The 25970-nt window shown below is 71.8% G+C and carries 24 protein-coding genes, 1 tRNA gene and 1 riboswitch; of the genes, 16 read left to right on the top strand and 9 right to left on the bottom strand.

What is annotated here, in order from left to right; all coding sequences use genetic code 11:
- Positions 1-37: 37 nt before the first annotated feature.
- Positions 38-751: a hypothetical protein gene (locus tag AC07DU_RS06745; protein WP_479028410.1), complete on the bottom strand. Its 714-nt coding sequence runs from the start codon at positions 749-751 to the stop codon at positions 38-40.
- Between the two features lie 308 nt (positions 752-1059).
- Between AC07DU_RS06745 and AC07DU_RS06740 the strand changes: the two genes are divergently transcribed.
- The 11 genes from AC07DU_RS06740 (at position 1060) to AC07DU_RS06690 (ending at position 12543) form a co-directional block, all read left to right on the top strand.
- Positions 1060-1689: a hypothetical protein gene (locus tag AC07DU_RS06740; RefSeq protein WP_479028407.1), complete on the top strand. Its 630-nt coding sequence runs from the start codon at positions 1060-1062 to the stop codon at positions 1687-1689.
- Entirely contained in the window at positions 1686-3224 is a 1539-nt protein-coding gene (locus AC07DU_RS06735; protein ID WP_479109993.1) for a protein kinase domain-containing protein, read from the top strand. The genes AC07DU_RS06740 and AC07DU_RS06735 overlap by 4 nt, the downstream gene beginning before the upstream one ends.
- 162 nt (positions 3225-3386) lie before the next feature.
- Positions 3387-4010 carry a SurA N-terminal domain-containing protein gene (locus AC07DU_RS06730; protein WP_360891520.1) on the top strand — a complete coding sequence of 208 codons (624 nt, stop codon included), beginning with the start codon at positions 3387-3389 and terminating at the stop codon, positions 4008-4010.
- 28 nt (positions 4011-4038) lie between these two features.
- Positions 4039-5091, top strand: coding sequence for a nucleoside triphosphate pyrophosphohydrolase (locus AC07DU_RS06725; protein ID WP_479109991.1), 1053 nt, complete (start codon positions 4039-4041; stop codon positions 5089-5091).
- Positions 5092-5224: 133 nt separating this feature from the next.
- Complete coding sequence (locus AC07DU_RS06720) at positions 5225-6499, top strand: cytochrome P450 family protein (RefSeq protein WP_360891526.1); 1275 nt, start codon at positions 5225-5227, stop codon at positions 6497-6499.
- A 103-nt stretch (positions 6500-6602) separates the two neighbouring features.
- Entirely contained in the window at positions 6603-7625 is a 1023-nt protein-coding gene (locus tag AC07DU_RS06715; protein ID WP_479109989.1) for a transglycosylase family protein, read from the top strand.
- Positions 7626-7900: 275 nt separating this feature from the next.
- Positions 7901-8073: riboswitch (cyclic di-AMP (ydaO/yuaA leader) on the top strand.
- Between the two features lie 3 nt (positions 8074-8076).
- Positions 8077-8772: a transglycosylase family protein gene (locus AC07DU_RS06710; protein ID WP_360891531.1), complete on the top strand. Its 696-nt coding sequence runs from the start codon at positions 8077-8079 to the stop codon at positions 8770-8772.
- A gap of 309 nt (positions 8773-9081) precedes the next feature.
- Entirely contained in the window at positions 9082-10368 is a 1287-nt protein-coding gene (gene eno / locus AC07DU_RS06705; RefSeq protein ID WP_469424532.1) for a phosphopyruvate hydratase, read from the top strand.
- Positions 10369-10478: 110 nt separating this feature from the next.
- The gene (locus tag AC07DU_RS06700) at positions 10479-10967 is read left to right on the top strand and encodes an FtsB family cell division protein (protein WP_360891535.1); all 489 of its coding nucleotides are present in this window, start codon (positions 10479-10481) and stop codon (positions 10965-10967) included.
- A 56-nt stretch (positions 10968-11023) separates the two neighbouring features.
- Complete coding sequence (locus tag AC07DU_RS06695) at positions 11024-11560, top strand: DUF501 domain-containing protein (protein ID WP_360891538.1); 537 nt, start codon at positions 11024-11026, stop codon at positions 11558-11560.
- Positions 11557-12543, top strand: coding sequence for a Ppx/GppA phosphatase family protein (locus AC07DU_RS06690; protein ID WP_479109987.1), 987 nt, complete (start codon positions 11557-11559; stop codon positions 12541-12543). The genes AC07DU_RS06695 and AC07DU_RS06690 overlap by 4 nt, the downstream gene beginning before the upstream one ends.
- A 51-nt stretch (positions 12544-12594) precedes the next feature.
- Here the strand turns inward: AC07DU_RS06690 and AC07DU_RS06685 are convergent, their stop codons facing one another.
- Both AC07DU_RS06685 and AC07DU_RS06680 read right to left on the bottom strand, forming a co-directional pair.
- Positions 12595-12876, bottom strand: a complete 282-nt coding sequence (locus AC07DU_RS06685; protein WP_479109985.1) for a type II toxin-antitoxin system RelE family toxin — start codon at positions 12874-12876, stop codon at positions 12595-12597.
- On the bottom strand, positions 12860-13078 hold the full coding sequence (locus AC07DU_RS06680) for a hypothetical protein (protein WP_479110448.1): 219 nt from the start codon (positions 13076-13078) through the stop codon (positions 12860-12862). Before AC07DU_RS06680 ends, AC07DU_RS06685 begins: the two co-directional genes overlap by 17 nt.
- 295 nt (positions 13079-13373) lie before the next feature.
- On the opposite strand from AC07DU_RS06680, the gene AC07DU_RS06675 reads away from it, so the two are divergent.
- Both AC07DU_RS06675 and AC07DU_RS06670 read left to right on the top strand, forming a co-directional pair.
- Positions 13374-14750 (top strand): NAD(P)/FAD-dependent oxidoreductase, encoded by a 1377-nt coding sequence (locus AC07DU_RS06675; RefSeq protein ID WP_360891547.1) that lies wholly within the window; start codon positions 13374-13376, stop codon positions 14748-14750.
- A gap of 130 nt (positions 14751-14880) precedes the next feature.
- On the top strand, positions 14881-16263 hold the full coding sequence (locus AC07DU_RS06670) for a class I SAM-dependent methyltransferase (RefSeq protein WP_479028380.1): 1383 nt from the start codon (positions 14881-14883) through the stop codon (positions 16261-16263).
- Between the two features lie 72 nt (positions 16264-16335).
- On the opposite strand, the gene AC07DU_RS06665 is transcribed toward AC07DU_RS06670, so the two are convergent.
- Both AC07DU_RS06665 and AC07DU_RS06660 read right to left on the bottom strand, forming a co-directional pair.
- Positions 16336-18888 carry an ABC transporter permease gene (locus AC07DU_RS06665; protein ID WP_479109982.1) on the bottom strand — a complete coding sequence of 851 codons (2553 nt, stop codon included), beginning with the start codon at positions 18886-18888 and terminating at the stop codon, positions 16336-16338.
- Positions 18889-18950: 62 nt separating this feature from the next.
- The gene (locus AC07DU_RS06660; RefSeq protein ID WP_360891653.1) at positions 18951-19715 is read right to left on the bottom strand and encodes an ABC transporter ATP-binding protein; all 765 of its coding nucleotides are present in this window, start codon (positions 19713-19715) and stop codon (positions 18951-18953) included.
- Between the two features lie 405 nt (positions 19716-20120).
- Between AC07DU_RS06660 and AC07DU_RS06655 the strand changes: the two genes are divergently transcribed.
- Positions 20121-20202 (top strand) — tRNA-Leu (locus AC07DU_RS06655).
- A 148-nt stretch (positions 20203-20350) separates the two neighbouring features.
- The gene (locus AC07DU_RS06650) at positions 20351-21202 is read left to right on the top strand and encodes a Bax inhibitor-1/YccA family protein (protein ID WP_479109980.1); all 852 of its coding nucleotides are present in this window, start codon (positions 20351-20353) and stop codon (positions 21200-21202) included.
- A 122-nt stretch (positions 21203-21324) separates the two neighbouring features.
- Here AC07DU_RS06650 and AC07DU_RS06645 read toward each other — a convergent pair whose 3' ends face one another.
- Positions 21325-21555, bottom strand: a complete 231-nt coding sequence (locus AC07DU_RS06645; protein ID WP_360891558.1) for a DUF4287 domain-containing protein — start codon at positions 21553-21555, stop codon at positions 21325-21327.
- Between the two features lie 101 nt (positions 21556-21656).
- Here AC07DU_RS06645 and AC07DU_RS06640 point away from each other — a divergent pair, with 101 nt between their 5' ends.
- Positions 21657-22013 (top strand): hypothetical protein, encoded by a 357-nt coding sequence (locus AC07DU_RS06640; RefSeq protein ID WP_479028371.1) that lies wholly within the window; start codon positions 21657-21659, stop codon positions 22011-22013.
- Positions 22014-22032: 19 nt separating this feature from the next.
- On the opposite strand, the gene AC07DU_RS06635 is transcribed toward AC07DU_RS06640, so the two are convergent.
- From AC07DU_RS06635 to AC07DU_RS06625, 3 genes are all read right to left on the bottom strand, one after another.
- Positions 22033-22878: a hypothetical protein gene (locus tag AC07DU_RS06635; protein WP_360891656.1), complete on the bottom strand. Its 846-nt coding sequence runs from the start codon at positions 22876-22878 to the stop codon at positions 22033-22035.
- Positions 22879-23167: 289 nt separating this feature from the next.
- Positions 23168-24388, bottom strand: coding sequence for an acetyl-CoA C-acetyltransferase (locus tag AC07DU_RS06630; protein WP_360891563.1), 1221 nt, complete (start codon positions 24386-24388; stop codon positions 23168-23170).
- Between the two features lie 448 nt (positions 24389-24836).
- Positions 24837-25874 carry an SGNH/GDSL hydrolase family protein gene (locus AC07DU_RS06625; protein ID WP_453374116.1) on the bottom strand — a complete coding sequence of 346 codons (1038 nt, stop codon included), beginning with the start codon at positions 25872-25874 and terminating at the stop codon, positions 24837-24839.
- Positions 25875-25970: the final 96 nt, after the last annotated feature.

Raw genomic sequence — 25970 nt, 5'->3', positions numbered from 1 at the left:
ACGGCGGGTTTCGGAAGGTCGCCCGTCGGCGGGTGGATCAGCCCAGCTGGTCCGCGTCGATGACGTCCGCGCCGGTCGGGGCGTCCGCCTTCACCGGCTTGTTGAAGCCGGTGAAGGCGATCTCCCCGGGCTCCTTGCCGGTGTTGGAGGCCTTGAGCAGGTACGGCTCGCCGTGGGTGGCCACCAGCAGGGTCTCGGTGCCGTCGGTGGTCTTCGTGGTCAGGGTGAGGGCCTCCTGGCCGTCGACCGTGGTGACCCCGTCCTTCTTCGCGCCCTTGCTCTCGTCGAACTCCTTGAGCAGCTCGTCCAGGTCGCACAGGGCGGAGAGCTCCTTGGCGTCCTCGTCGTCGCCCTTCGACTTCAGCCAGTGGCCGGCCAGCTGCTTGACCGCCTCGTCCGCCTGCGCCTTGGGCAGGTCCTTCAACTGGGAGCGGTAGAAGGGCTCGTCGGCCTTGACGAACACGAACTCGGCGTTGCGGATGAGCTCGAAGGAGCCCTCGTCGCTGGAGATCGTGCCCTTGCAGTCGCCGGACTTGCTGACCGCCATGTTCAGCTGCATGGCCTTGCCCTCGTCCCAGACCTTGCCGCTGACGGTGAGGGAGGACGCGCCGCGCAGGGCGGTCACGGACTTGTCGGCCACCTGGGAGCCGCTCAGGTCGGGGAACGGCCCGGAGGCGGCGCATCCGGCGAGCCCGAGCCCGGCGGCGCAGGCGAGGGCGGTGGTGGCGGTCAGGCGGCGGAGGGTACGCATGGGGACTCTTTCGGGCAGGAAAAGGAGGCGAGCGGAAAGGGGGGCGCTGGGAAGGGTAAGGGGACGGCCGATGAAGCGGAAGGTGAGGGTCCGTTTAACTCGGGCGGGACTCGTCCGGCTTCTGTCCGACGCGCCGGTCCCAGAAGATCCGGCCACCCGCGACGGCCTGTCGGACGGCACACCGGCCCCCGGGTGAACGGCCGTGCTGCGACCCTGCAACGGTTGCGCCCATCCCCTCACCCGCGGCCGGAAACGCTGTATACCCTCAGACCCGAAAACCTCTTCCGCACGGCCTGTCAGGAGCAGCGATGCACGGCCCCGGCCTCCCGCCGCAGCACGGTCCCCGGCCCACCTCCGGGGGCGTGGTGGTACTGCGCGTGCTGTTCACGCTGCTGCCCATCCTGAGCTGCGGCTTCCTCGCCTGGGGCTCGATGCTGCGGCTCGCACTGGTCACCCGCAAGGCCCGCGACTGGGTGCTGATGGGCATCAGCTGCGTCCTCGCCGTCTTCTGGTTCGTGATGTTCGGCCTCGACCCGACGGCCGAAGTCACCGGCTGGCAGAGCGACGTCGGGGGCTTCGGCACGCTCGTCACCGGCTTCGCGGTCTGCGTGTACTTCCTCGTCGCCGACATCCGCCACCACGAGGCGCGGGCCGCCGCGGCCGCGCCGTGGTACCCCGTGCAGCCCGCCCCGTACGTCCCGCCCGCTCCCGCCTACGGGTACCCGCCCGCCCAGGCGGCCACCCAGGCGACCACCCCGACACCGGTCCCGGCCCCCGCCCCGCCGCGCGTGCCGCCGCAGACCGCGCCGGCCCCGCGCATCGGGCAGGTGCGCGCCGAGCTCGACGAGCTCAGCGAACTGCTGCGCAAGCAGACCCCGCCGCCCGGCGGCCCCGGCCATGACCCGAACCGCACCGCGATCCAGGACCCCCACCAGTGACCGACCGGCTCATCGGCGACCGCTACCAGCTCGCCTCCATCCTGGGCCAGGGCGGCATGGGCCAGGTCTGGACGGCCTACGACCGGCGCCTGGACCGGCGGGTCGCCGTCAAGCTGCTGCGCCCCGACAAGGTGGCCGGCCCCGGCACGGTCGCCGAGGAGCTGCGCCGCCGCTTCGTGCGCGAGTGCCGGGTCACGGCGCAAGTCGACCATCCCGGTCTGGTCACCGTGCACGACGCGGGCAGCGACGGCGACGAGCTCTTCCTCGTCATGGGATACGTCGAGGGCGCCGACCTCGCCGACCACCTCGCCGCGCACGGTCCCTACCCCTGGCCGTGGGCGGTCGCCGTCGCCGCGCAGCTGTGCTCGGTCCTGTCGGCCGTGCACGCGGTGCCGATCGTCCACCGCGACCTGAAGCCGCGCAACGTGATGGTCCGCCCGGACGGGACCGTCCTGGTCCTGGACCTCGGCGTGGCCTCGGTGATGGACACGGACACCACCCGTCTCACCAGCACCGGCTCGCCCATCGGCAGCCCCGCGTACATGGCACCCGAGCAGGCCATGGGCGGCGCGGTGGGCCCGTACACCGACCTCTACGCCCTCGGCGTGCTGCTCTACGAACTCCTCAGCGGCAACGTCCCCTTCGCGGGTTCCACCGCGCTGGGCGTGCTGCACCGCCACCTGTACGAGCCCCCGCTCCCGGTCCGGCCGCTGCGTCCGGAGATCCCGCCGCAGCTGGAGGCGCTCCTGCTGCGCCTGCTCGCCAAGGACCCGCAGGACCGGCCCGCCTCCGCGCAGGAGGTGTACGAGGCCCTCGCCCCGCTGCTGCCCGCCCGCGGCGGCGCGGTCCCGGTCGGCCCGCTCGACCCGACCCGGCCGTTCCTGCGCCCCCAGGCGCCCTGGCCGGACCGGGCCGCGGTCGTACCGCCCCGGCCCAGCGTCCCGCCGACGCCGACGCCGACGCCGACGCCCATGCCCACGCCGCCGAAGCCGGACGTGCCCGGCGCGGTCGACGAGGCCCGCAAGCTCCTGGACGAGGGCCGGCTCACCCAGGCCGTGGACATCCTCGGCGGCATCCTCCCGGCGGCGGCCGCCGAGCACGGGGAGCACTCCCCGGTGGTCCGCTCCCTGCGCAAGCAGTACGCGGCCACGCTGATGGACGACGGGCAGTACCGCCGCGCCCTGCCGGAACTGCGCCGCCTCGCGGAGGCGTTCCCGGCGGGCGACGCCCAGGCGCTGCGGCTGCGCTACGACGCGGCCCAGTGCCTGGAGCAGCTCGGCGAACCGGCGGCCGCGCTGGCGGAGTACCGCTCGCTGCTCCCGCTCTTCGAGAACCACTACGCCAACCCGGACCCGGGCCTGCCCCTGGAGGTCCGCCGCCGGATCGCGCACCTGCAGCTCTCCCTCGGCGACCGCCAGGCGGCGCACGACACCCTGGCCCGGCTGCTGTTCGACGCCGAACGCCTGCACGGCCCCGCGCACCCCTTCCCCGCCGAGATACGCCGCACCCTGCACTGGCTCGGTCAGGTGCGCTGACGCCGGCCCCTGACGCGGGAGGCGGGGCCGCCCGCGGGGCGCACCCCAACACCCCGGGAATCGTTGGGCGAAGTAGTGGCTCGGATCACCGTGACCTCATACCATCGATCACCGCACGGCCCTTGTGCACCGACGCACAATCTCCCGGCCCTGGAGGCTCCTTTGCACCGTCGCACTGCGCTCTCCGTCTCCACCGCCCTGCTCCTGGCGGCGCCCCTGCTCTCCGCCTGCTCGGGCGAGGCCCGGCCCGGCACCGCGGCCGTCGTCGGCGGCGAACGGATCACCACCTCCGCACTCCAGTCCCAGGTCAAGGACGTGCGCGCCGCACAGAACCGGGCCGGGCAGAGCGCCGCCGAGCTCATCGCGAGTACCCCCAACCTGGAGCGGCAGAAGCTCGACGCGATGCTCCAGAGCCGGATCATCGACAAGATGGCCCGCACCGCCGGGCTCACCGCCACCGAGAAGGACATCGAGGACGAGCGCGCGGCGTACGTCACCGAGAACGGCGGGCAGGAGCAGTTCGAGGCACTGCTCCTGCAGAAGGGCGCCATGGCCCCCGGCCAGGTCGAGCGCTTCCTCAGGGACCGGGTGCTGCTGACCAAGCTGTCCGAGAAGTACGGCAACGGGAAGCTGGAGGAGCCCGCCCGGGCTGCCGTCACGGCGCTGCACATCGAGATCAACCCGCGCTACGGCTCCTGGGACGCCAAGCAGATCAAGCTCGGCGTCGGGGACACCCCCTGGATCGCCCAGCGGACCCGTCCCGAGCAGGCCCCCGCCGGAGCCTGACACCGCCCGCCGGAGGTAGGTTCGGAGGGTGACCGACCACTCCGAGCCGACCGCCGCCGAGCCGACCGCCGCAGAGCCCGCGGCCGCCGAGCCCACCGGCCGTATCGTCCTGCTGACCACCAGCCACCGGGTCGCCCCCGGCGTGCTGTCCTGGCCGGCGTGGCAGACCCTGCACGCCGCGGACCGGGTGCTGTGCGCCGACCCCGGCCACCCGCAGCTGCCCTACCTGCGCGAGGCGGGCATCGAGGTCGCGTACGAGACCCCGGACGCGCACGCGCTGGTCGAGGCCTGCGCGGGCGGCCGCACCGTCGTGGTGCTCCCGGGCGGCGAGGGCGACCAGCGGCTCACCGACGGGCTGGCCCGGCTGGCCGGCTCGGGCCGGGTCTCCATGCCGGACCTGGAACTGCTGCCCGGCTCGTACGACCTGCCGGGTGCCCGCCTGCTCGACCTGGTCCAGGTGATGGACCGGGTCCGGCGCGAGTGCCCGTGGACCTCCCGCCAGACCCACAGGGGCCTGGCCAAGTACGCGATCGAGGAGGCGTACGAGCTCGTCGAGGCCATCGAGGACGGGAGCCGGGAGGAGCTGCGGGAGGAACTGGGCGACGTCCTGCTCCAGGTGGTCTTCCACGCGCGGATCGCCCAGGAGCACGAGGATCCGGACGCCGCCTTCTCCATCGACGACGTGGCCGGGGCCCTGGTGGAGAAGCTGATCCACCGGCACCCGCACGTCTTCGGCGACGCGCAGGCGCAGACGCCGCAGGACGTGCACGAGCACTGGCAGCGGACCAAGGCGATCGAGAAGCAGCGGGAGTCGGTCACCGACGGGATCCCCGTGGGCCAGCCGGGTCTCGCGCTCGCGGCCAAGCTCGCGGGCCGCGTCCGCGCGGGCGGGCTGGCCGTGGAACTGCCCCGCGGCGAGGGCGTCGGGTACGAACTGCTGGAGCTGGCGGCGCGGGCCGAGGAGGCGGGCATCGACCCGGAGACCGCGCTGCGCGCGGCGGCCCGCGTCTACCGCGACGCGATCCGGGCGGCCGAGGGCGTCGGGGAGACGCCCTCGCCGGACGACCCCCTGGACGAGTAGGCCGTCGCCTCCCGGGCGCGCGGCTCAGGAACCGCTCGCCGCAGCCCAGGGGGCGCCCGCCCGGCCCCTGGCCCGCGCCCCGGCGGGCCCGGCCGCATGGGGCGGCGGTCCGGGGCCGGGATACGGTCGTCACGTGCACGAGCAGACCCCCGCAGCCCCAGCCGACCCCCCTGCCACCGAGGGCCCGACCCTCTTCGACTGGGAGTTCGCGACCGACCCGTACCCCGCCTATGCATGGCTGCGCGAGCACTCCCCGGTGCACCGCACCAAGCTCCCCAGCGGGGTCGAGGCCTGGCTGGTCACCCGCTACGCCGATGCCCGCCAGGCCCTGGCCGACCAGCGGCTCAGCAAGAATCCGGCGCACCACGCGGAGCCCGCGCACGCCAAGGGCAAGACCGGGATCCCGGGGGAGCGCAAGGCGGAGCTGATGACGCACCTGCTCAACATCGACCCGCCGGACCACACCCGGCTGCGGCGGCTGGTGTCGAAGGCGTTCACGCCGCGCAGGGTCGCCGAGTTCACCCCGCGGGTGCAGGCGCTCACCGATCACCTGATCGACCAGTTCGCGGGGAAGGGGGAGGCGGACCTCATCCACGAGTTCGCCTTCCCGCTGCCGATCTACGCCATCTGCGAGATGCTCGGCGTACCGCGCGAGGACCAGGACGACTTCCGTGACTGGGCGGGGATGATGATCCGCCACGGCGGCGGCCCGCGCGGCGGGGTCGCCCGGTCGGTCAAGCAGATGCGCACCTACCTCGGCGAGCTCATCCACCGCAAAAGGGATGATCTGGGCGACGACCTGATCTCCGACCTGATCCGGGCGAGCGACCACGGCGACCACCTGACGGAGGGCGAGGCCACCGCCATGGCCTTCATCCTGCTCTTCGCCGGCTTCGAGACGACCGTGAACCTCATCGGCAACGGCGTCCACGCCCTCTTCATGAACCCCGGCCAGCGCGAGCGCCTCCAGCTCTCCCTCGGCGCCGGCGAGAGCGGGCTGCTGGCCACCGGTGTCGAGGAACTGCTGCGCTACGACGGTCCGGTGGAGCTGGCGACCTGGCGTTTCGCCACCGAGCCGCTGACCCTCGGCGGCCGGGAGATCGCGGTCGGCGACCCGGTCCTGGTCGTCCTCGCGGCCGCCGACCGGGACCCCGAGCGGTTCACCGATCCGGACACCCTGGACCTCTCCAGGACGGACAACCAGCACCTCGGGTACGGGCACGGGATCCACTACTGCGTGGGCGCCCCGCTCGCGCGACTTGAAGGACAGACCGCGCTCGCGACTTTGCTCACGCGTCTGCCAGATCTGGAACTGGCTGTTCCGCCCGAAGACCTGCGCTGGCGCGGCGGATTGATCATGCGTGGCCTGCGCACTCTTCCCGTCCGCTTCACACCTCGAAACGATTGAGCGCGAACTGACCCGAAGTCAGTTCCCGACCGAACTTGTGACAATCGTTCGAAGGCCGCTAGGTTCTGCCGTTACCCCGCCGTTATGCGAAAGGTGCACCTTCATGCGTTCCGGGAACGGCCGCCACAGACGACCCCGCCAGGTCCCCGCGCTGGTAGTCACAGCCGGCGTCACTGGCTCCGCGCTGGCCCTGCCGCTGCTAGCCGCCACCCAGGCCTCCGCCGCCGACACGTCGACGTGGGACAAGGTCGCCGAATGCGAGAGCGGTGGCACCTGGAGTGCCAACCTCGGCAACGGCTCGTACGGCGGGCTCCAGTTCACCCAGGAGCAGTGGCAGAACGCCGGCGGGCTCGACTTCGCCGAGCGCGCCGACCTCGCGAGCAGGTCCCAGCAGATCGCCGTGGCCGAGCGGGTGCTCGCCTCGCAGGGGCCGCAGGCGTGGCCGCTGTGCGCCACCTCCGCCGGACTGGACCGGCAGGGCCCCGCCGCGGCGGTGGACCCCGGTCTGCCCGGCACCTCCGGGACGATCGCGCCCTCCCCGTCCCGCCCGGACGACACCGTGCCCTCCCGCGCGGGTGAGCGGCCGGCCATCGACTTCGGGGCGCCGACCGCGACGGGGCCGGTGGTCCCGAGTCCGTCCGGCTCCCCCTCGTACCTGATTCCCGACGCGCCGTCCGTCGGACTGCCCGTCATGCCCGTGCCGGACGCCCCGTCGGCGCCGGTCGTCCCGGCCGATCCGACCGCGCCCCCGGCGACCCCCGGCGACCCGGCCGCGCCCACGACGCCGGTCGCGCCGACGACTCCGGCCGTCCCGGCGGACCCGAGCGCGCCCGCGACCCCCGGTCAGCCTTCGGCGGACCCGACGGCCCCGGCGGCCGGGGACGCCACCCCGGCCGAGGGCAGCGGCAAGCACCGCGGCGAGCCCGCCCCCGAGGCGGCCGCGCCGTCTGACGCGCCGTCGGTGCCCACGTACACGGTGCGGGCGGGTGACAGCCTGGCCGCCATCGCGGATGCCAAGGGCGTGAAGGGCGGCTGGAACCAGCTCTACCAGGCCAATGAGCAGGTCATCGGCGGGGACGCCGACCTGATCAAGCCTGGTCAGAATCTGGATCTAACCGTGCAATAAGGGCACTTGAGCAGCCCGAAAAGGCGGGAATGTCGGTTATCGGCAAGTGAGACATGTGTCTCTTCCGGTCAACTGGCGTGTCCCGCCCCGAGGCTGCGGCAAACCCCGGCCTCACCTGCGCAAACACCCCCACAAGGAGCGCAAGTAGGGGCCGTCTCTCCCCGATGTCCCTCGTTGAACATCGGGGAGAGACCTGTCTACCTTCTGAATCGCTCGCCACCGCGAGCTCCTTCGACCGCATCGCCGAATCCTGCCGGCGGACGGGGGGAACAGTCGTCGCGCAAGCGCCGAAGGCAGGAGCGGGGGAACCAAGGTAGGCGCCGGGAGCGGCCGTTGAGAGACGGTCACGCCACCGGCTTGGGGTTAAGCGGTGCGGCTGGTCCGCAGCGCCGGGCACTCATCAGCTCGAACCCGACAGCTCACCTCGCAGGCGTCGGTGAGGAGAAACCTCATGCTGCTTTCCGGCAAGGGCAAGCACCGTCGCGGCTCCAAGGCCGTCCGCATCGTCACGCTCGCCGGTGTCGCCGGTGTGGCCGTGGCCGCCCCGCTGATGGCCGCGGGCACCGCCTCCGCCGCGACCGCCTCCGAGTGGGACAAGGTCGCGCAGTGCGAGGCCGGTGGCAACTGGGCCATCAACACGGGCAACGGCTACTACGGCGGCCTGCAGTTCTCGTCCTCGACGTGGGCCGCGTACGGAGGCAAGGCGTACGCCGCGCAGGCCAACCAGGCCTCGAAGTCCCAGCAGATAGCCATCGCCGAGAAGGTCCTCAAGGGCCAGGGCAAGGGCGCCTGGCCGCACTGCGGCGTGGGCCTGTCGAACTCCTCCTACACCGGCGGCGGGTCCACCGAGACCCCGAAGACCGTCAAGCCGAAGGCCGACTCGAAGAAGACCGAGCAGAAGGCCGCGCCGAAGAAGGACACCACCAAGCGCGCCGAGGCCCCGACCACCCGCTCCGAGCGCGCCGAGGCTCCGGCCGCGCCGAAGACGGGCAACGGCTCGTACGAGGTCAAGTCCGGTGACACCCTCGGCACCATCGCCGACGCCAACGGCGTCCAGGGCGGCTGGGAGAAGCTGTTCGAGCTGAACAAGGACATCGTCTCGGACGCCGACCTGATCTACCCGGGCCAGAAGCTGAAGCTCAGCTGAACACTGCGGCCCTAGCCGCAGGAGCCCGTGGCCGCGGGAGCCCGATCCGCAGGAGCCCGAACGGCACGCACGACGTCCCACCGCCCGGCGCGTTCGTCCCCACGCGCCGGGCGGCGGTGTGTGCGCCGACGCGATCCGCGCTCCCCGAACCGGCTCCGTATGTCCCGGAAGAGGGGTATTCGGTCCCTTTTTCGTCCCAGGACCCGGGCGGTCGGCAGGTCGAGTCCCCGGATCCGGTTAGGCTCTAGTCGGCAAGGCCATCCCACGGCCTGACGCCACCGCACACCCAGCGTCACATCCCAGAAGGAGATGCTCGTGCCGTCCATCGACGTCGTCGTAGCCCGGGAAATCCTGGACTCCCGAGGCAACCCCACGGTCGAGGTCGAGGTGGGCCTCGACGATGGCAGCACCGGCCGTGCTGCAGTTCCGTCCGGCGCCTCCACCGGTGCATTCGAGGCCATCGAGCTCCGTGACGGTGACCCCAACCGTTACTTCGGCAAGGGTGTCGAGAAGGCCGTCCTCGCCGTCATCGAGCAGATCGGCCCGGAGCTCGTCGGCTACGACGCCACCGAGCAGCGGCTGATCGACCAGGCCATGTTCGACCTGGACGCCACCGACAACAAGGGCTCGCTCGGCGCCAACGCCATCCTCGGCGTCTCCCTCGCCGTCGCGCACGCCGCGTCCGAGGCCTCGGACCTTCCGCTCTTCCGCTACCTCGGCGGCCCGAACGCGCACCTGCTGCCCGTTCCGATGATGAACATCCTCAACGGTGGGTCGCACGCCGACTCCAACGTGGACATCCAGGAGTTCATGATCGCCCCGATCGGCGCGGAGTCCTTCTCCGAGGCGCTGCGCTGGGGTGCCGAGGTCTACCACACCCTCAAGAAGGTCCTGCACACCAAGGGCCTGTCCACCGGTCTCGGTGACGAGGGCGGCTTCGCGCCCAACCTGGAGTCCAACCGCGCCGCGCTCGACCTCATCATCGAGGCCATCAAGCAGGCCGGCTACACCCCGGGCAAGGACATCGCGCTCGCGCTCGACGTCGCCGCGTCCGAGTTCTACAAGGACGGCAAGTACGAGTTCGAGGGCCAGTCCCGCTCGGCCGCCGAGATGACCGACTACTACGCCGAGCTCGTCGACGCGTACCCGCTGGTCTCCATCGAGGACCCGCTGTTCGAGGACGACTGGGCCGGCTGGAAGACCATCACCGACCGCCTGGGCTCCAAGGTCCAGATCGTCGGCGACGACCTCTTCGTCACCAACCCGGAGCGCCTGGCCCGCGGCATCGAGGAGGGCTCCGCGAACGCCCTGCTCGTGAAGGTGAACCAGATCGGTTCCCTGACCGAGACCCTCGACGCCGTCGAGATGGCCCAGCGCAACGGCTTCAAGTGCATGATGTCGCACCGCTCCGGCGAGACCGAGGACGTCACCATCGCCGACCTCGCCGTCGCCGTGAACTGCGGCCAGATCAAGACCGGCGCCCCGGCCCGCTCGGACCGCGTCGCCAAGTACAACCAGCTGCTGCGCATCGAGGAGATCCTGGACGACGCCGCGGTGTACGCGGGCCGCTCCGCCTTCCCGCGCTTCAAGGGCTGATCACGGGCCGATCCCCAAGACGGGGTCCCGGCCTCCGTACGTCCCCGCACTCGGTCCCGTACCGTGTGCGGGGACGTATTGCGTAGTGCGCACACAGGGGAGGCGGATCAATGGCCGGGAACCGGGATCGGTTCTCCACCTTCTCCACCGCGACCAGGCTCAAGCAGCTCGGCGAGCGGACCGCCGCTCACGTCTACCGCTCGCAGTCGCGCCGCCAGGTCCGCCGCAGCCGGCTCACCGGCCGCGCCGCGCTCCTGGTGCTCGTCCTCTGTACGCTGGTCGTCGCCCTCGCGTATCCGATGCGCCAGTACGTCTCCCAGCGCTCGGAGATCGCGGCGCAGCAGCGGTCCGCCGCCGCCGCGCGGGACCGCCTGGAGCGGCTGCGCGACGAGAAGGCCCGCTGGCAGGACGACGCGTACGCGGAGCAGCAGGCGCGCAGGCACCTGCACTTCCTGCGCCCGGGGGAGATCGGCTACATCATGAGCGACCCCGGGTCCCAGCCCCCGGAGCCGCACCGGACCGGCCAGGCCGGCTCGGACCGCCCCTGGTACTCCAACGTCTGGGACGGCGTCGACAAGGCCGACCGCCCGGGCGAGTGAGCACCCGCACCCCACCGCAGCACCCATCCACGAGAACGAAGAGACTTCCTCCAGGCATGCAGACGCCCCCGCCCCAGACCGACCGGACCGAGCCGACCGACGCGGACATCGAAGCGTTCCAGCAGCAGCTCGGCCGCCCGCCGCGCGGGCTGCGCGCCATCGCGCACCGCTGCCCCTGCGGACAGCCGGACGTGGTGGAGACCGCCCCGCGGCTCCCCGACGGCACGCCCTTCCCGACGCTGTACTACCTGACGTGCCCGCGCGCGGCCTCCGCCATCGGCACGCTGGAGGCCAACGGCGTGATGAAGGAGATGCAGGCCCGGCTCGCCGAGGACCCTGAGCTCGCCGCCGCCTACCGGGCCGCGCACGAGGACTACATCCGGCGCCGCGACGCCATCGAGGTGCTCCAGGGCTTCCCGAGCGCCGGCGGGATGCCCGACCGCGTGAAGTGCCTGCACGTGCTGGTGGGCCACTCCCTGGCCGCCGGCCCGGGCGTGAACCCGTTCGGCGACGAGGCCCTGGCGATGCTGCCGCAGTGGTGGGCCAAGGGCCCCTGCGTCACCCCGTGCGGGGCCGAGGGGGAGTCCGAGTGACCCGGGTCGCGGCCGTCGACTGCGGTACGAACTCCATCCGGCTCCTGGTCGCGGACTACGACCCGCGGACCGGCGAGCTCGCGGAACTGGACCGCCGGATGGTCATCGTCCGGCTCGGCCAGGGCGTGGACAGGACCGGGCGCCTGGCGCCGGAGGCGCTGGAGCGCACCTTCGCCGCCTGCCGGGAGTACGCCGAGGTCATCAAGGAGTTCGGCGCGGAGCAGGTGCGTTTCGTGGCGACCTCCGCCTCCCGGGACGCCGAGAACCGCGAGGACTTCGTACGGGGCGTCATGGACATCCTGGGCGTCGAGCCCGAGGTGATCTCCGGTGAGCAGGAGGCGGAGTTCTCCTTCACCGGCGCCACCAAGGAGCTGGCCGCCCACGAGCACCTGGAGCGGCCGTTCCTGGTGGTGGACATCGGCGGCGGCTCGACGGAGTTCGTGGTCGGCGACGACCACGTGCGGGCCGCCCGCTCCGTGGACGTCGGCTGCGTCCGGATGACCGAGCGCCACCTGGTGGTGGACGGGGCCGTCTCGGACCCGCCGACCCCGGCGCAGATCGCCGCCATACGGGCCGATATCGAGGCGGCCCTGGACCTGGCGGCCGAGAGCGTCCCGCTGGCCGAGGCGCGGACCCTGGTGGGCCTGGCCGGCTCGGTGACCACGGTCGCCGGGATCGCGCTCGGGCTGCCCGAGTACCTCTCCTCGCGGATCCACCACTCCCGGATCTCCTACGAGCAGGTCCGCGAGATCAGCGAGCGGATGCTGGCCGCGACGCACGCCGAGCGCGCGGCGATCCCTGTGATGCACCCGGGCCGGGTGGACGTGATCGGCGCCGGTGCGCTGGTCCTGCTCGCGATCATGGAGCGCATCGGGGCCTCGGAGGTCGTCGTGTCGGAGCACGACATCCTGGACGGCATCGCGATCAAGACCGCGGAAGAGGTCGAGGCCGCCAAGCGGCGTTCCGACCTGCCGCACCACTGAACGACACGGCGCTCCGGTCCTCCGACCCGGAGCGCCGTCGCCGTGCCGGGCTCAGAGGGTGCGGTAGACGTCGCGCCGGTCGCTGACCTTGACGACGAGGATGACGAGCTCGCCGTCCAGCACCTGGTAGGCGATCCGGTAACTGCCCACCCGGAGCCGGTAGAGGCCGGAGGGGCCGGTGAGCTCCTTGATGTCGGCGTCCTCCCGGTACGGATCGTCTTCCAGCGCGGTCAGTGCGGCGAGGATGCGCATCGCGGCCGGCCTGTCGATGGCCCGGAGCTGCCGCTGTGCGGCGGTGGTGAACCGGAACGCGTCTTCACGCCGCGCCCTCACCCCGTTCGCTGAACAGGTCGGCCAGGAGCTCGGCCACGGAAACGGTCGGCCCGCCTTCGGCGAGCACGGCCTGGGCCTCGCGTGCGAGCAGTTCGTCGGCTGCCTCTTCGAGCGCGTTGAAGTCCGCGCCGGACCCCTTCGGGCAGTGATCCAGATGAACTTCGTGAAGTTCTTCACAAGGAAAAGGGGCCGGGTGGGTCAACTGGAGGGGCGTTTCAGCCCCTTCGGAGGCCCGCAGGCCCCTTTCTCCATGCATTCGTGCGATCGACGGACGCCACGGGTTTCGTATCAGAGGTATGGACGAAACCCAGTGGTCCAGTCCGGTGGAAGGCCTGGAGCCCAGTTCAGGACGGGTGAGCAACGATTCCCGCGGCACCTTGGTTCCCGTTGCGCGCCATGACGTCCATCACGTGGGCGGCGGAGTGTAGCAGAGGGTCCTCGACCCCTTGTGAAGGGGCTCACGAGCGACACCCCTTTGGGTGCTGGATACTCGTTCCATGAGCACCACGGAGCGTCCCAGGATCCTCGTTGTAGGAGGTGGGTACGTAGGCCTGTACGCAGCCAAGCGCATCATGAAGAAGATGCGCTACGGCGAGGCGACCGTCACGGTCGTCGACCCGCGCTCGTACATGACCTACCAGCCCTTCCTCCCCGAAGTGGCCGCAGGCAGCATCTCGCCTCGGCACGTCGTCGTCCCGCTGCGACGCGTGCTGCCCAAGGCTGAGGTTCTCACCGGCCGGGTCACCAGCATCGACCAGGACCGCAAGGTCGCCGTCGTCACGCCGCTGGTCGGCGAGGCGTACGAGCTGCCCTTCGACTACCTGGTGATCGCGCTCGGCGCCGTCTCCCGCACCTTCCCGATCCCCGGCCTCGCCGAACAGGGCATCGGTATGAAGGGCGTCGAAGAGGGCATCGGCCTGCGCAACCACGTCCTCGAGCAGCTCGACAAGGCCGAGTCCACGACGGACGAGGACGTCCGCCGCAAGGCCCTCACCTTCGTCTTCGTCGGCGGCGGCTTCGCCGGCGCGGAGACCATCGGCGAGGTCGAGGACATGGCCCGCGACGCCGCGAAGTACTACTCCACGATCAAGCGCGAGGACATGCGCTTCATCCTGGTGGACGCGGCCGACAAGATCCTTCCCGAGGTCGGGCCCAAGCTCGGCACCTGGGGCAAGGAGCACCTCGAGTCCCGCGGCATCGAGATCTACCTCAACACCTCCATGGACTCCTGCGTGGACGGCCACGTGGTGCTGAAGAACGGCCTCGAGGTCGACTCCAACACCATCGTCTGGACCGCCGGCGTCAAGCCGAACCCGGTGCTGGCCCGCTACGGCCTGCCGCTGGGCCCGCGGGGCCACGTCGACGCCGAGCCCACCCTCCAGGTCAAGGGCACGGACTACATCTGGACCGCCGGCGACAACGCCCAGGTTCCCGACATGGCCGCCCGCAAGGCCGGCGTCGAGAACGCCTGGTGCCCGCCGAACGCCCAGCACGCGCTGCGCCAGGCCAAGGTCCTCGGCGACAACGTCATCTCGGGCATGCGGGGCTTCCCGCAGTCGGAGTACTCGCACTCCAACAAGGGTGCGGTGGCGGGCCTCGGCCTCCACAAGGGCGTGGCGATGATCGTCATGGGCAAGATGAAGATCAAGCTCAAGGGCCGGCTCGCCTGGTACATGCACCGTGGCTACCACGGCATGGCCATGCCGACCTGGAACCGCAAGATCCGCGTCTTCGCCGACTGGACCCTCGGCATGTTCCTCAAGCGCGAGGTCGTCTCCCTCGGCGCGCTGGAGACCCCGCGCGAGGAGTTCTACGAGGCCGCCAAGCCGGCTCCCGCCGCGGCCGCACCGGCCCAGAAGGCCAAGGCCTCCTGACCCGGGCCTGACCGCGACACCCCGCACGACCCCGAAGGGGCCGCCCGCCATCCGTGGTGCGGGCGGCCCCTTCGGCGTACCCGGAGCCCGCGCTGGGTAAATGGTTGGGTCGGAGATGTGGAGGTGCGCCATGACCGACGCCGCGCCGCGGCTGGCCGCTGTTGCCGAGACTCTGCTGGGTGCCCCGCTGCCGGTGCGCGTCCGGGCCTGGGACGGCAGTGAGGCGGGCCCGTCCACCGGGCCCGTGCTCGTGATCCATGACCGCCGCGCCCTGCGCCGCATGCTGTGGAAGCCCGGCGAACTGGGCCTGGCCCGGGCGTGGGTGGCGGGCGAGCTGACCGTGGAGGGCGACCTCTTCGCCCTGCTGGCGCAGGTGGCGGGCCGCCTGTGGGAGCGGCCGCCGCGCTCCGGACCGCTACCGCCGCCCGCGCGGCCGGGGGCCTTCGCGGCCCTGGAGGGCCTCGCGCGGCGGGCCGGCCGCGCCCGGCCGGCCGCCGTGGCGGAGACGGCCCGGCTGCTGCGCGATCCCGGCCACCGGGCCGCCGTACGCGAGCTGATCGCGCTCGCCGGACCGCCGCTGCCGCCCCCGCCCCCCGCCGAGGAGGCCGTCCGGCGCGGCGGGCCGCGGCACAGCAAGGGCCGCGACCGGCAGGCCGTCAGCCATCACTACGACGTCGGCAACGCGTTCTACGGGCACGTGCTCGGCCCCTCGATGGTGTACTCCTGCGCCTACTGGAGCCCCGGCGCCACCCTGGAGGAGGCCCAGCGGGACAAACTCGACCTGGTCTGCCGCAAACTCGCCCTGCGGCCCGGGGACCGCCTCCTCGACGTGGGCTGCGGCTGGGGCTCCATGGCGCTGCACGCGGCCCGCGAGTACGGCGCGCGGGTCACCGGCATCACGCTCTCGCGCGAACAGGCGGTGTACGCCCGCAAGCGCGTCGCGGAGGAGGGCCTGGCCGACCTCGTCGAGATCCGGATCCAGGACTACCGCGACGTCAACGACGGCCCGTACGACGCCCTTTCGTCCATCGGCATGGCCGAACACGTCGGGGCCGACCGCTACCGGGAGTACGCCCGCACGCTGCACGCCCTGCTGCGCCCCGGCGGGCGGCTGCTCAACCACCAGATCGCCCGCCCGCCGGAGCCCGATGAAGAGGCCTACCGGATCGACGAGTTCATCGACGCCTACGTCTTCCCCGACGGGGAGCTGTCCCCGCTCGGCACGACCGTCGGCGAACTGGAGCGGGCCGGCTTCGAGGTCCGCGACGTGGAGGCGCTGCGCGAGCACTACGGCCTGACCCTGCGGGCCTGGGTGGCGCGGCTGGAGGAGCACTGGGAGGAGGCGGTACGCCTGACCTCGCCGGGGCGGGCGCGGGTCTGGCGGCTCTACATGGCGGCCTCCGCGCTCGGCTTCGAGCGCGGCCGGCTCGGGGTCAACCAGGTGCTCGCGGTGAAGCAGGCGGCGGACGGCGCCTCGGGGCTCCCGCTGCGGCTGCGCACCTGGGGCGCGTAGCCACCTCACGCGGCAGGGCCCCGGGGCGACTGCCCCGGGGCCCTGCGCTGTTCCTCGTCCGTTCCGGCGCCGCTACTCGGTCTTGATGGCCGTCAGCATGTTCAGGCGGGCGGCGCTGCGCGCCGGCCACATGGCGGCCAGGACGCCGACCACGGCGGCCAGCAGGAGGAAGATGCCGATCCGGTCGTACGGGATGACCAGGGCGTAGTCCGGCATGGCCTTCGCCAGCGTGGTCCCGACCGCCCAGGCGAGGAAGACGCCGATGGCGACGCCCAGGACCGCGCCGAAGAGCGAGATCACGACGGCCTCCAGGCGGATCATGTTCTTGACCCGGCTGCGGTCGAGACCGATCGCCCGCAGCATGCCGATCTCCTGGGTCCGCTCGAAGACGGACATCGCCAGCGTGTTGACCACACCGAGCACCGAGATGACCAGCGCCATGCCGAGCAGGCCGTACATGACGTTCAGCATGGTGTTGATCATGCCGCCCATCTCGTTGCGCATGTCCTGCTGGGTGGCGACGGTGATGGCCGGGTTCTTGCCCAGGGCGTCGACGACCTTCTGCTGGCCGGCCTTGGAGGCCCCGCCGTCGACGTTGACGTACACCTCGCGGATGTACGGGTCCTCGCTGTGCTGTGCGAGGACCTTGTCGTCGATGACGTACGGGGAGAGCAGGCCCTCCATGTCCTTGTAGACGGCGCCGACCTTCAGCGTGCCCTTCTGGCCGTCGTCGTACTGGACCTGGAGCGTGGAGCCGACCGCGAGGTCCTTGTTCTTCGCGGTCTTCTCGGCGACCGCGAGCTCGCCCTTGGCGAGGCTGTCCAGCGAACCGCTGAGGACCTCGATGTTCAGCAGCTGGCCGATGGCCGCGGGGTTGACGCCGGAGGCCGAGCGGAAGTCGTCGCCGACCTTGAAGTAGCCGGCCGTCTGCGGGGAGACCGCCTTGATGCCGGGGGACTTGGCCAGGGTCTCGGCCACGGAGGTGTCCAGGCTGCCCATGTCGCCGGACATGGAGACCCGGTAGTCCGCCTTGAGCTTCTCGGTGCTCATGCGGTCGACGACCTTGCCGACGGTGATGCCGAGCACCGACAGGGTGGTGACCAGGGTCAGGCCGATCGCCAGGGAGGCGGCGGTGACGGCGGTGCGGCGCGGGTTGCGGACGGCGTTCTGGGCGGCCAGCTTGCCGGGGACCCCGAACACCTTCTGCAGGGCGGGGCGGACGCTCGCGATGACCGGCTTGGAGAGCAGCGGCAGCAGCACGATCATGCCGATGAGCATGAAGAACGAGCCGGCGCCGATGGCCATGCGCCCGTCGGTGCCGCCCATGGAGACGCCGAGCACGACGAGGCCGATGCCCAGGAGGCTGATGACCGAGCCGATGACGTTGCGCAGCAGCAGGGACTTGGCGTTGGCCGGCAGGTGGGCGCTGCCCATGGCGGCGACCGGGGCGATCCGGCCGGTGCGCCAGGCGGGCAGCACGGCCGCGACGGTGGTGACCAGGATGCCGATGACCAGGGCCGCGACGACGGTGCCCGGGGCGATCACCAGCTCGCCGCCCGGGAGCTTGGCTCCGAAGGACCCGATCAGGGAACGGATGCCGATCGCCAGGCCGATGCCGCCGATCAGGCCGAGGGCGGCGGACAGGGCGCCGACGACCAGGGCCTCGGCGAGGACGGAGCGCATGACCTGACCGCGGTTGGCGCCGACGGCGCGCAGCAGGGCCAGCTCCTTGGTGCGCTGGGTGACCAGCATGGTGAAGGTGTTGTAGATCAGGAAGACGCCGACGAAGAGCGAGATGCCGGCGAAGACGAGCAGCATGGTGCTCATGTTGCCCATGCCCCGCTCGATCTCCTTGGCCTGCTCCCGCGCCAGCTCCGCACCGGTCTGCGCCTTGGTGTTCTTGTCGTCGAGCAGCGGCTTGATCTCGGCGAGCAGCTGGTCGGCGGAGGCGCCGGCCTTGGCGCCGACCGACAGCTCCTGGAAGTAGCCGGGCTTGAGGTAGAGCTCCTGGGCGACCTTGGTGTCGAAGAGCACCAGGCTGCCGCCGGCCTGGACGGCGCCGTCCTCGGTGGTGAAGACGCCGGCGAGGCCGTACTCCTTCACGGGGCCGTTGGTGGCCACGCGGACCGTGTCGCCGACCTTGTACTTGCCCGCGTCCGCGGTCGCCTTGTCGAGGGCTATCTGGTCGGCCCTGGCCGGGCCGGAGCCCTGGGTGAAGGCGTAGCGCGGGTCCTTGCCGTCCTTGACGGGGCTGTAGTTGGAGCCCTTGTTGGACCAGCCGGAGCCGATCAGCTTGCCGTCCTCGTCGCCCACGCCGGCGAAGCCGGAGACGCGGCCGGAGACGGCGTCGACGCCGCCCAGGGCCTTGACCTTGTCGAGGGTCTGCTGGCTGATGCCGGGCTCGCCCTCCTTCTGGCCGTCTTCGCCCCGGCCCTGGCCGTACGAGGTGACGGAGACGGCCACGCCCTCGTAGCTCTTGGCGGACTGGCCGGAGAGGGACTTCTTGAGCGTGTCGGTGAAGACGAGGGTGCCGGAGACGAAGGCGACGCCGAGGGTGACGGCGAGCACCGTCATCAGCAGCCGGGCCTTGTGCGCGAGGACGTTGCGCAGGGCTGTACGGAACATGGATGTCAGTCCTGGGGCTGGAAGTCTGGAGGAGGGCTTCGGGAGGCGGGAGCGGCCCCGGGTCAGCTCGTGCGGCCCTTGGCGTCGAAGTCCTTCATCCGGTCGAGCACGCCGTCGGCGGTGGGGCGCAGCATCTCGTCGACGATGCGGCCGTCGGCGAGGAAGATGACGCGGTCCGCGTAGGAGGCGGCGACCGGGTCGTGGGTGACCATGACGACGGTCTGGCCGAGCTCGCGGACCGAGTTGCGCAGGAAGCCGAGGACCTCGGCGCCGGAGCGGGAGTCGAGGTTGCCGGTGGGCTCGTCGCCGAAGATGATCTCGGGCCGGGAGGCCAGGGCGCGGGCGACGGCCACGCGCTGCTGCTGGCCGCCGGAGAGCTGGGTGGGGCGGTGGGAGAGGCGCTCCGACAGGCCGACCATGGCGATCACCGAGTCCAGCCACTGCTTGTCGGGCTTGCGGCCGGCGATGTCCATGGGGAGCGTGATGTTCTCCAGGGCCGTCAGGGTCGGCAGCAGGTTGAAGGCCTGGAAGATGAAGCCGATCTTGTCCCGGCGCAGCTGGGTGAGCTGCTTGTCCTTGAGGGAGCCCAGCTCGGTGTCGCCGATGCGCACGGACCCGGCGGAGAAGGTGTCCAGGCCGGCGACGCAGTGCATCAGCGTGGACTTGCCGGAGCCCGAGGGGCCCATGATCGCGGTGAACTGCCCCTGGGCGAAGTCCACGGAGACGTTGTCGAGGGCGACCACCTGGGTCTCGCCCTGGCCGTACACCTTCGAGAGGCCGGTGGCGCGGGCGGCCACGGCCTGGGCGGTGTGCGGGGCGTAGTTCATGGTGGTCACGGGACGGCTCCTACGTCTGCGGGGCGGGACCCTCCCATCCTCGCCGGGCGGACCCCGCTCCGGATCAGCCGTCGTGCCGGTTCCCTGGCCCACTGGAGTCTGACGGGCGGAGCGTGCGCCTCCTCCTCTGGTATGACGAGGCCCTGATAGACCAGCGGTGGCCCGGGGTGGCGGGAGGGGTGGCGCACGGGGTGGCGCGGGCCATCGAAATCCCGTCATTCCCACACAGGTGGTGATCGCCTCCAGACCGGGCCGACCGTGCGTTCTTGGGTCTGACGGACCCTCAAGCGCCAATAAAATAAGACAACATCGGATAGATGGCCGGTTGGCATCAAGACCGATCCGGATAGGCTCGGCACCGCGTTCAAGGCTTTTCTACGGGGGCCGCCACGCACTGCCCGGATGGTGGAATGCAGACACGGCGAGCTTAAACCTCGCTGGCCTTCGGGCCGTGCCGGTTCAAGTCCGGCTCCGGGCACTTCCGCAGTCTCGCGAAGTGCCCCTCCTTATGCCCCTGCGCTTCGCCACGCCTTCTCCTAAGATCCTCCTCCAGCAGTAGGGTGCTTTCTTTGCGAGCGCATTACTCTTGAGGCTAAGGCCGCGCTCGGTGGCCACGGAGGAGTGAGATGAGGAGCAGTAACCCGGTCTTCTCGCGACGGGGGTTCAGCCGCGACAACGGTGGCTACGCGGGATTCGACGCGCAGCAGCACCAGCAGGCCGGGACCAATCCGTACGCGACGAACCCGTACGCGACCGACCCGGCGACGGGCATGCCGCAGGCACCGGCGCGCGCCAACGTGATGACCATGGACGACGTCGTGAGCCGTACGGCCATGACGCTCGGCACGCTCATCGTGACGGCGACCCTGTCGTGGATCCTGCTGCCCGTCGACCCGGCGAACCTCGGCAAGTCCTACATGATCGCCGTCGGCGCGGGCCTCGTCGCCTTCGTGCTGGCGATGGTCCAGTCCTTCAAGCGCAAGGCCTCCCCGGCCCTGATCCTGGGGTACGCGGCCCTTGAGGGCGTCTTCCTCGGCGTGGTCAGCGCGGCCACCAGCACCTACCTCAGCCCCGGCGTGGTCATCCAGGCCGTGATGGGCACGATGTGCGTCTTCGCCGCCGTGCTCCTCGCCTACAAGATGGGCTGGATCCGAGTCACCCGCCGCTTCTACGGCTTCGTGATGGCCGCGGCCCTGGGCTTCATCCTGCTCATGGTCGTGAACTCGCTGTTCGCCGTCTTCGGCGGCGGTGACGGCCTCGGCTTCCGCAGCGGCGGCCTCGGACTGCTGTTCGGCGCCATCGGCGTCATCCTCGGCGCGTGCTTCCTCGCCCTGGACTTCAAGCAGGTCGAGGACGGCATCGCCTACGGCGCCCCCCGCGAGGAGTCCTGGCTGGCGGCCTTCGCCCTCACCATGACCCTGGTGTGGATCTACGTCGAGATGCTGCGCATCTTCCAGATCCTCTCGGGCGACGACTAGCCGGGCCGGCGGCCACACGGCCGTCCGTCCCCTCCGCAGCACCGGGAAGGCCCCGCGAGCACACCGCTCGCGGGGCCTTCTCGCGTGTGGAACACGAGGGGGTCGCAGTCGGGGACGGGGGTTCAGCCGAACCGGCGTGCGGCTCTGCGCAGGTCGTACTCGTGGATGATCGCCTTGGCCTGGCCGTACGACAGTTCGTGCGCGCCGCGCAGCCAGCTGACCTTCTCCTCGAACCGGACGAGGGAGGGGCCTTCGTCGACGGTGCGGAGCCAGTCGGTGAGCTCACGACCGGTGGTCTGGGGGATTCTGTCGATCATGTTGCGGTGTGTCTGCTCGGAGAACTCTACGGACATGGGCGCCTCCGGAGGTATTGCCGTGCTGTTCTCTTCACGCCACCGTGCCGGACTGTTCGTCCGTTGGCAATGGTGCCCGGACGGCGCGTAAGGTCGGCCGGGTGCTTGATACCTCGCCCCTGACCGCCGTCGTGGAACGTTTCGCCGACCGGCTGCGGGCCGCGCCGCAGAGCCGCCTGCAGCAGGGAGCGGCCGCCGTGGCCCTGGACCTGGCCCGCGAGCTCTCCGTACGGGCGCAGCTGCTGGAAGGGCCCGCCGGGACGCCCGCGGGGGCGCCGCGTCAGATGCCGGACGAGGGCATCTTCGTCGTCGGCGACCAGGTGGCCGTGGCCGGGCTGGACCTCGCCGAGGCGCTGCGGGCCGCCGCGGCGGCCCCGGACGGCGCGAAGGCCCCGTCCGGGATGCTGGACGAGGCCGTGCGGCTGGTGGAGCAGGCGGAAGCCAGGGCGCTGCGCTGACTCGGAGTGAGGCGACGGGTCAGAGCGAGGCGATGACCCGGTCCGCGAGGATGTAGACGTTGTTGTCGGGGTTCTCGGCGTCACCGCAGGAGAAGGTCAGCGCGTAGGCGCCGGAGATGCCCGAACCGCCCAGCAGGACCGGCGCGGTGCCCGAGCGCAGGGCCGTGGCCAGGCGCTCCGCGGTCTCCCGGTGCCCGGGGGTCATGCACAGGGTGGTGCCGTCGGTGAAGACGTACACGTCGAGCGTGCCCAGCGGGCCGGGGCGGACGTCCGCGAGGGCCGTACGGGCCTCCGCGAGCTCCTCCAGGCGGTTCACGGTGCGCTCGTGGTCGGCGCCGGGGTGCTGCGCCTGGGCCGGTACGAAGTCGGGGTGCGAGGGGTGGCGCCGGCGGGCGGCGGCCAGCTCGGCCGAGTCCTCCGGGTAGCCGGGGAGGTCGTCGAGGGAGTCCTCGCCGAGCACGGGCTCCAGCCCCACCAGATCGGCCTGCCGGGGCAGGAAGACCGGGCTGTCCTCGCCGAGACCGGGCAGGCCGCCCAGCAGCGAGGTGGGGCTGTCCCCGGCGAAGCGCGGGGAGGAGGCGTCGGCGGCGTCCCGGGCCTCCTGCGCGGCCCAGAAGGCGCGCGCCTCGGCCAGCTCGCGCTCGCGCTCCTCGGCGAGGGCCTCGGCGACGGCGGCTCGTATCTCGGCGGCGGGGGACTCCACGGCGCTGCGGGCGTGCGGGACGGCCACACCGCGCGGGTGGACCGGCATCGCGAGCTCGCTGCGCAGCGCGGTGACCTGCTTGCGCAGGGCATGGACGGCGTGCAGCGCAGCAGCGCCCACGGCGGTGGCAGCGGCCGTGGTCAGCAGCAGGGCAAGAGACATGGCGCTCACTGACTAACTCCTGAGGTGATTCGATCCCCCGACTTCCTACATCAGAGTCTCCCGACCTGGGAATGGCGTGCAGTGCATTACGCCACGAATTGGACAGGTCTTTCGTCACACCCGTACCCCCTGTACTGCCCGTGACCTGCGGGAATGCCAATCCCCCAGGACGTAGGTCACATCCTGGGGGAGATTCGGTCACAGGTAGGCCGCGAAGGGATTAGACCCCGCGTCAGTACGCCGCTCGGGGACGCGCAGGATCCCTTGCGGTGAATGGGCCGCGCGGGACCTAGCTGAGGCGCTCGATGACCATCGCCATGCCCTGGCCGCCGCCGACGCACATCGTTTCGAGGCCGAACTGCTTGTCGTGGAACTGCAGGCTGTTGATCAGGGTGCCGGTGATGCGGGCACCGGTCATCCCGAACGGGTGACCGACGGCGATGGCCCCGCCGTTGACGTTGAGCTTGTCCAGCGGGATCTCCAGGTCCCGGTACGACGGGATGACCTGGGCCGCGAACGCCTCGTTGATCTCGAAGAGGTCGATGTCGCCGACCGTCAGCCCGGCGCGCTTCAGCGCCTGCTTGGAGGCCTCGACCGGGCCCAGGCCCATGATCTCGGGGGACAGGCCGGTGACGCCGGTGGAGACGATCCGGGCCAGCGGGGTCAGGCCCAGCTCGCGGGCCTTGGTGTCGCTCATGATGACCAGGGCCGCGGCGCCGTCGTTGAGCGGGCAGCAGTTGGCGGCCGTGACGAGCCCGTCGGGGCGGAAGACGGGCTTGAGGCCCTGCACGCCCTCCAGGGTCACGCCGGCGCGCGGGCCGTCGTCGGTGGAGACGACCGTGCCGTCGGGGGTGGTGACCGGGGTGATCTCGCGGGCCCAGAAGCCGTTCTTGATGGCCTCTTCGGCGAGGTTCTGCGAGCGGACGCCGAACTCGTCCATGTCCTGACGGGTCACGCCCTTGAGGCGGGCCAGGTTCTCGGCGGTCTGGCCCATCGCGATGTACGCGTCGGGGATCAGGCCGTCCTCGCGCGGGTCGTGCCAGGACGCGCCCTCGCTCTGCGCGACGGCGGCCGTACGGGCCTCCGCGTCCGCGAAGAGCGGGTTGTGGGTGTCCGGCAGGCCGTCGGAGGAGCCCTTCACCGAGCGGGAGACCATCTCGACGCCCGCGGAGATGAAGACGTCGCCCTCGCCCGCCTTGATGGCGTGCAGGGCCATGCGGGAGGTCTGGAGCGAGGAGGAGCAGTACCGGGTGATGGTGGCGCCCGGCAGGTAGTCCATGCCCATCTGTACCGCGACGATGCGGGCGAGGTTGTGGCCCTGCTCGCCGCCGGGCAGGCCGCAGCCGAGCATCAGGTCGTCGATCTCGCGCGGGTCCAGCCCGGGGACCTTGGCGAGGGCGGCCTGGATGACCGTCGCGGTCAGGTCGTCCGGGCGGACGTCCTTGAGGGACCCCTTGAAGGCCCGCCCGATGGGGGAGCGGGCGGTGGAAACGATGACGGCTTCGGGCATCGGGACTCCAAGGGTGTGTTGCGGCTCTAAGCGGGACCGCAAGCGAAGTTACCGCCCCGTACGGTCCAGGTCACCGGGGGTGCGGTGTGATGCCGGTCGCTCCCGCGGGGGTGGCGGGGTCTCGTGCGGGTGCCCGCGGCTTCCAGTCTGCCGCTGGTGCGGCGCCGTTGCGGGGGCTCCGCCCCCGGGCCCCCGCGCCTCGAATGCCGGCGGGGCTGGAGGTGGGGGCTCCGCCCCCGGGCCCCCGCGCCTCGAATGCCGGCGGGGCTGGAGGTGGGGGCTCCGCCCCCGGGCCCCCGCGCCTCAAACGCCGGCGGGGCTGAGGTGGGGCTCCGCCCCCGGGCCCCCGCGCCTCGAACGCCGGCGGGGCTGGTTGTGCGGCGGGGCTGGAGTGGGGGCGGGGCTGGGATTGGGGGCGGGTTTGGGGTGGCCGGGATGGGTGTTGCGGTCAGGGTGGGCCCCAGGCGCCTGCTGTTGCGGTGTCTGGGCCCGGGTCGGGCGGGGTGGGGAGGTCTTCGGCCTGGACGCGGCGGCGGCGGCGGTGTTTGAGGAGGACCCAGGGGCCGCGGGCCGCGGTGACCTCCGTGCCCGCCTGGCCCGCGGCGGCCGAGGCGGCCTTGGCCACCGGGAGGATGTCCTCGTCGCGGGACACGTCCAGCCGGTCGGACTCCGGCCACAGCCCCAGGGCCGCGCACAGCGTCGGCAGCATGGCCATGGCGGCGGTCGCGTACCCCTCCGCCGACGGGTGGTAGGAGTCCGGGCCGAACATCTCGCGGGGGTTCGCGGCGAACTCCGGGCCCAGCAGGTCCCCCATCGAGACCGTACGGGCGCCCAGCGCGACCACTCCTATGGTCTGGGCGGCGGCCAGCTGGCGCGAGACCCGGCGGGCCAGCCAGCGCAGCGGCTGGTACACCGGCTCGATCGTGCCCAGGTCCGGGCAGGTGCCCACGACGACCTCGGAGCCGGCCAGCCGCAGCCGCCGTACGGCCGAGGTCAGCAGCCGCACGGACTGGGTGGGCGGCATCCGGTGCGTCACGTCGTTCGCACCGATCATGATCACGCACACGTGCGGAGCGGGTGCGCCGTCATCCAGCAGCAGCCCCACCTGCCGGTCGAGATCGTCGGACATGGCCCCCGACAGGGCCACGTTGCGCAGTTGCACCGGCCGCTCCGCCACCGCCGCCAGCCCCGAGGCCAGCAGGGCCGCCGGAGTCTGCCGGGCCCGCCGGACCCCGAGCCCGGCGGCCGTGGAGTCGCCCAGCATGCCCAGGCGCAGCGGGCCCGGGCTCTGCTCCGGCCCGCCGAACTCGCTCCCGTACAGCCCGTCCGCGCGCGGCGGGTCCGGCAGGCCCGTCCCCACCGTCCGCTTGGCGAACTGCATCTCCGCCAGCACCAGTCCCACCGTGGCGGCCCCGACCAGTCCGAGTCCGCCCCCGCCGTACGCTGCCCCCGCCGCGATCCGGCGGGCCGTTCTCGCCCTGGACACCCTTCAGGCCACCTCCTCGGTCCTCGTTGATCCCTACCTGCCCCGTACGCACGGTCGGCCAATCCCTTTCCGCATACTCTGGCCGGACCTCCCGGA

The sequence above is a fragment of the Streptomyces sp. NPDC045695 genome (assembly GCF_056432025.1).
This window is presented reverse-complemented; position numbering and strand designations above follow the sequence as displayed.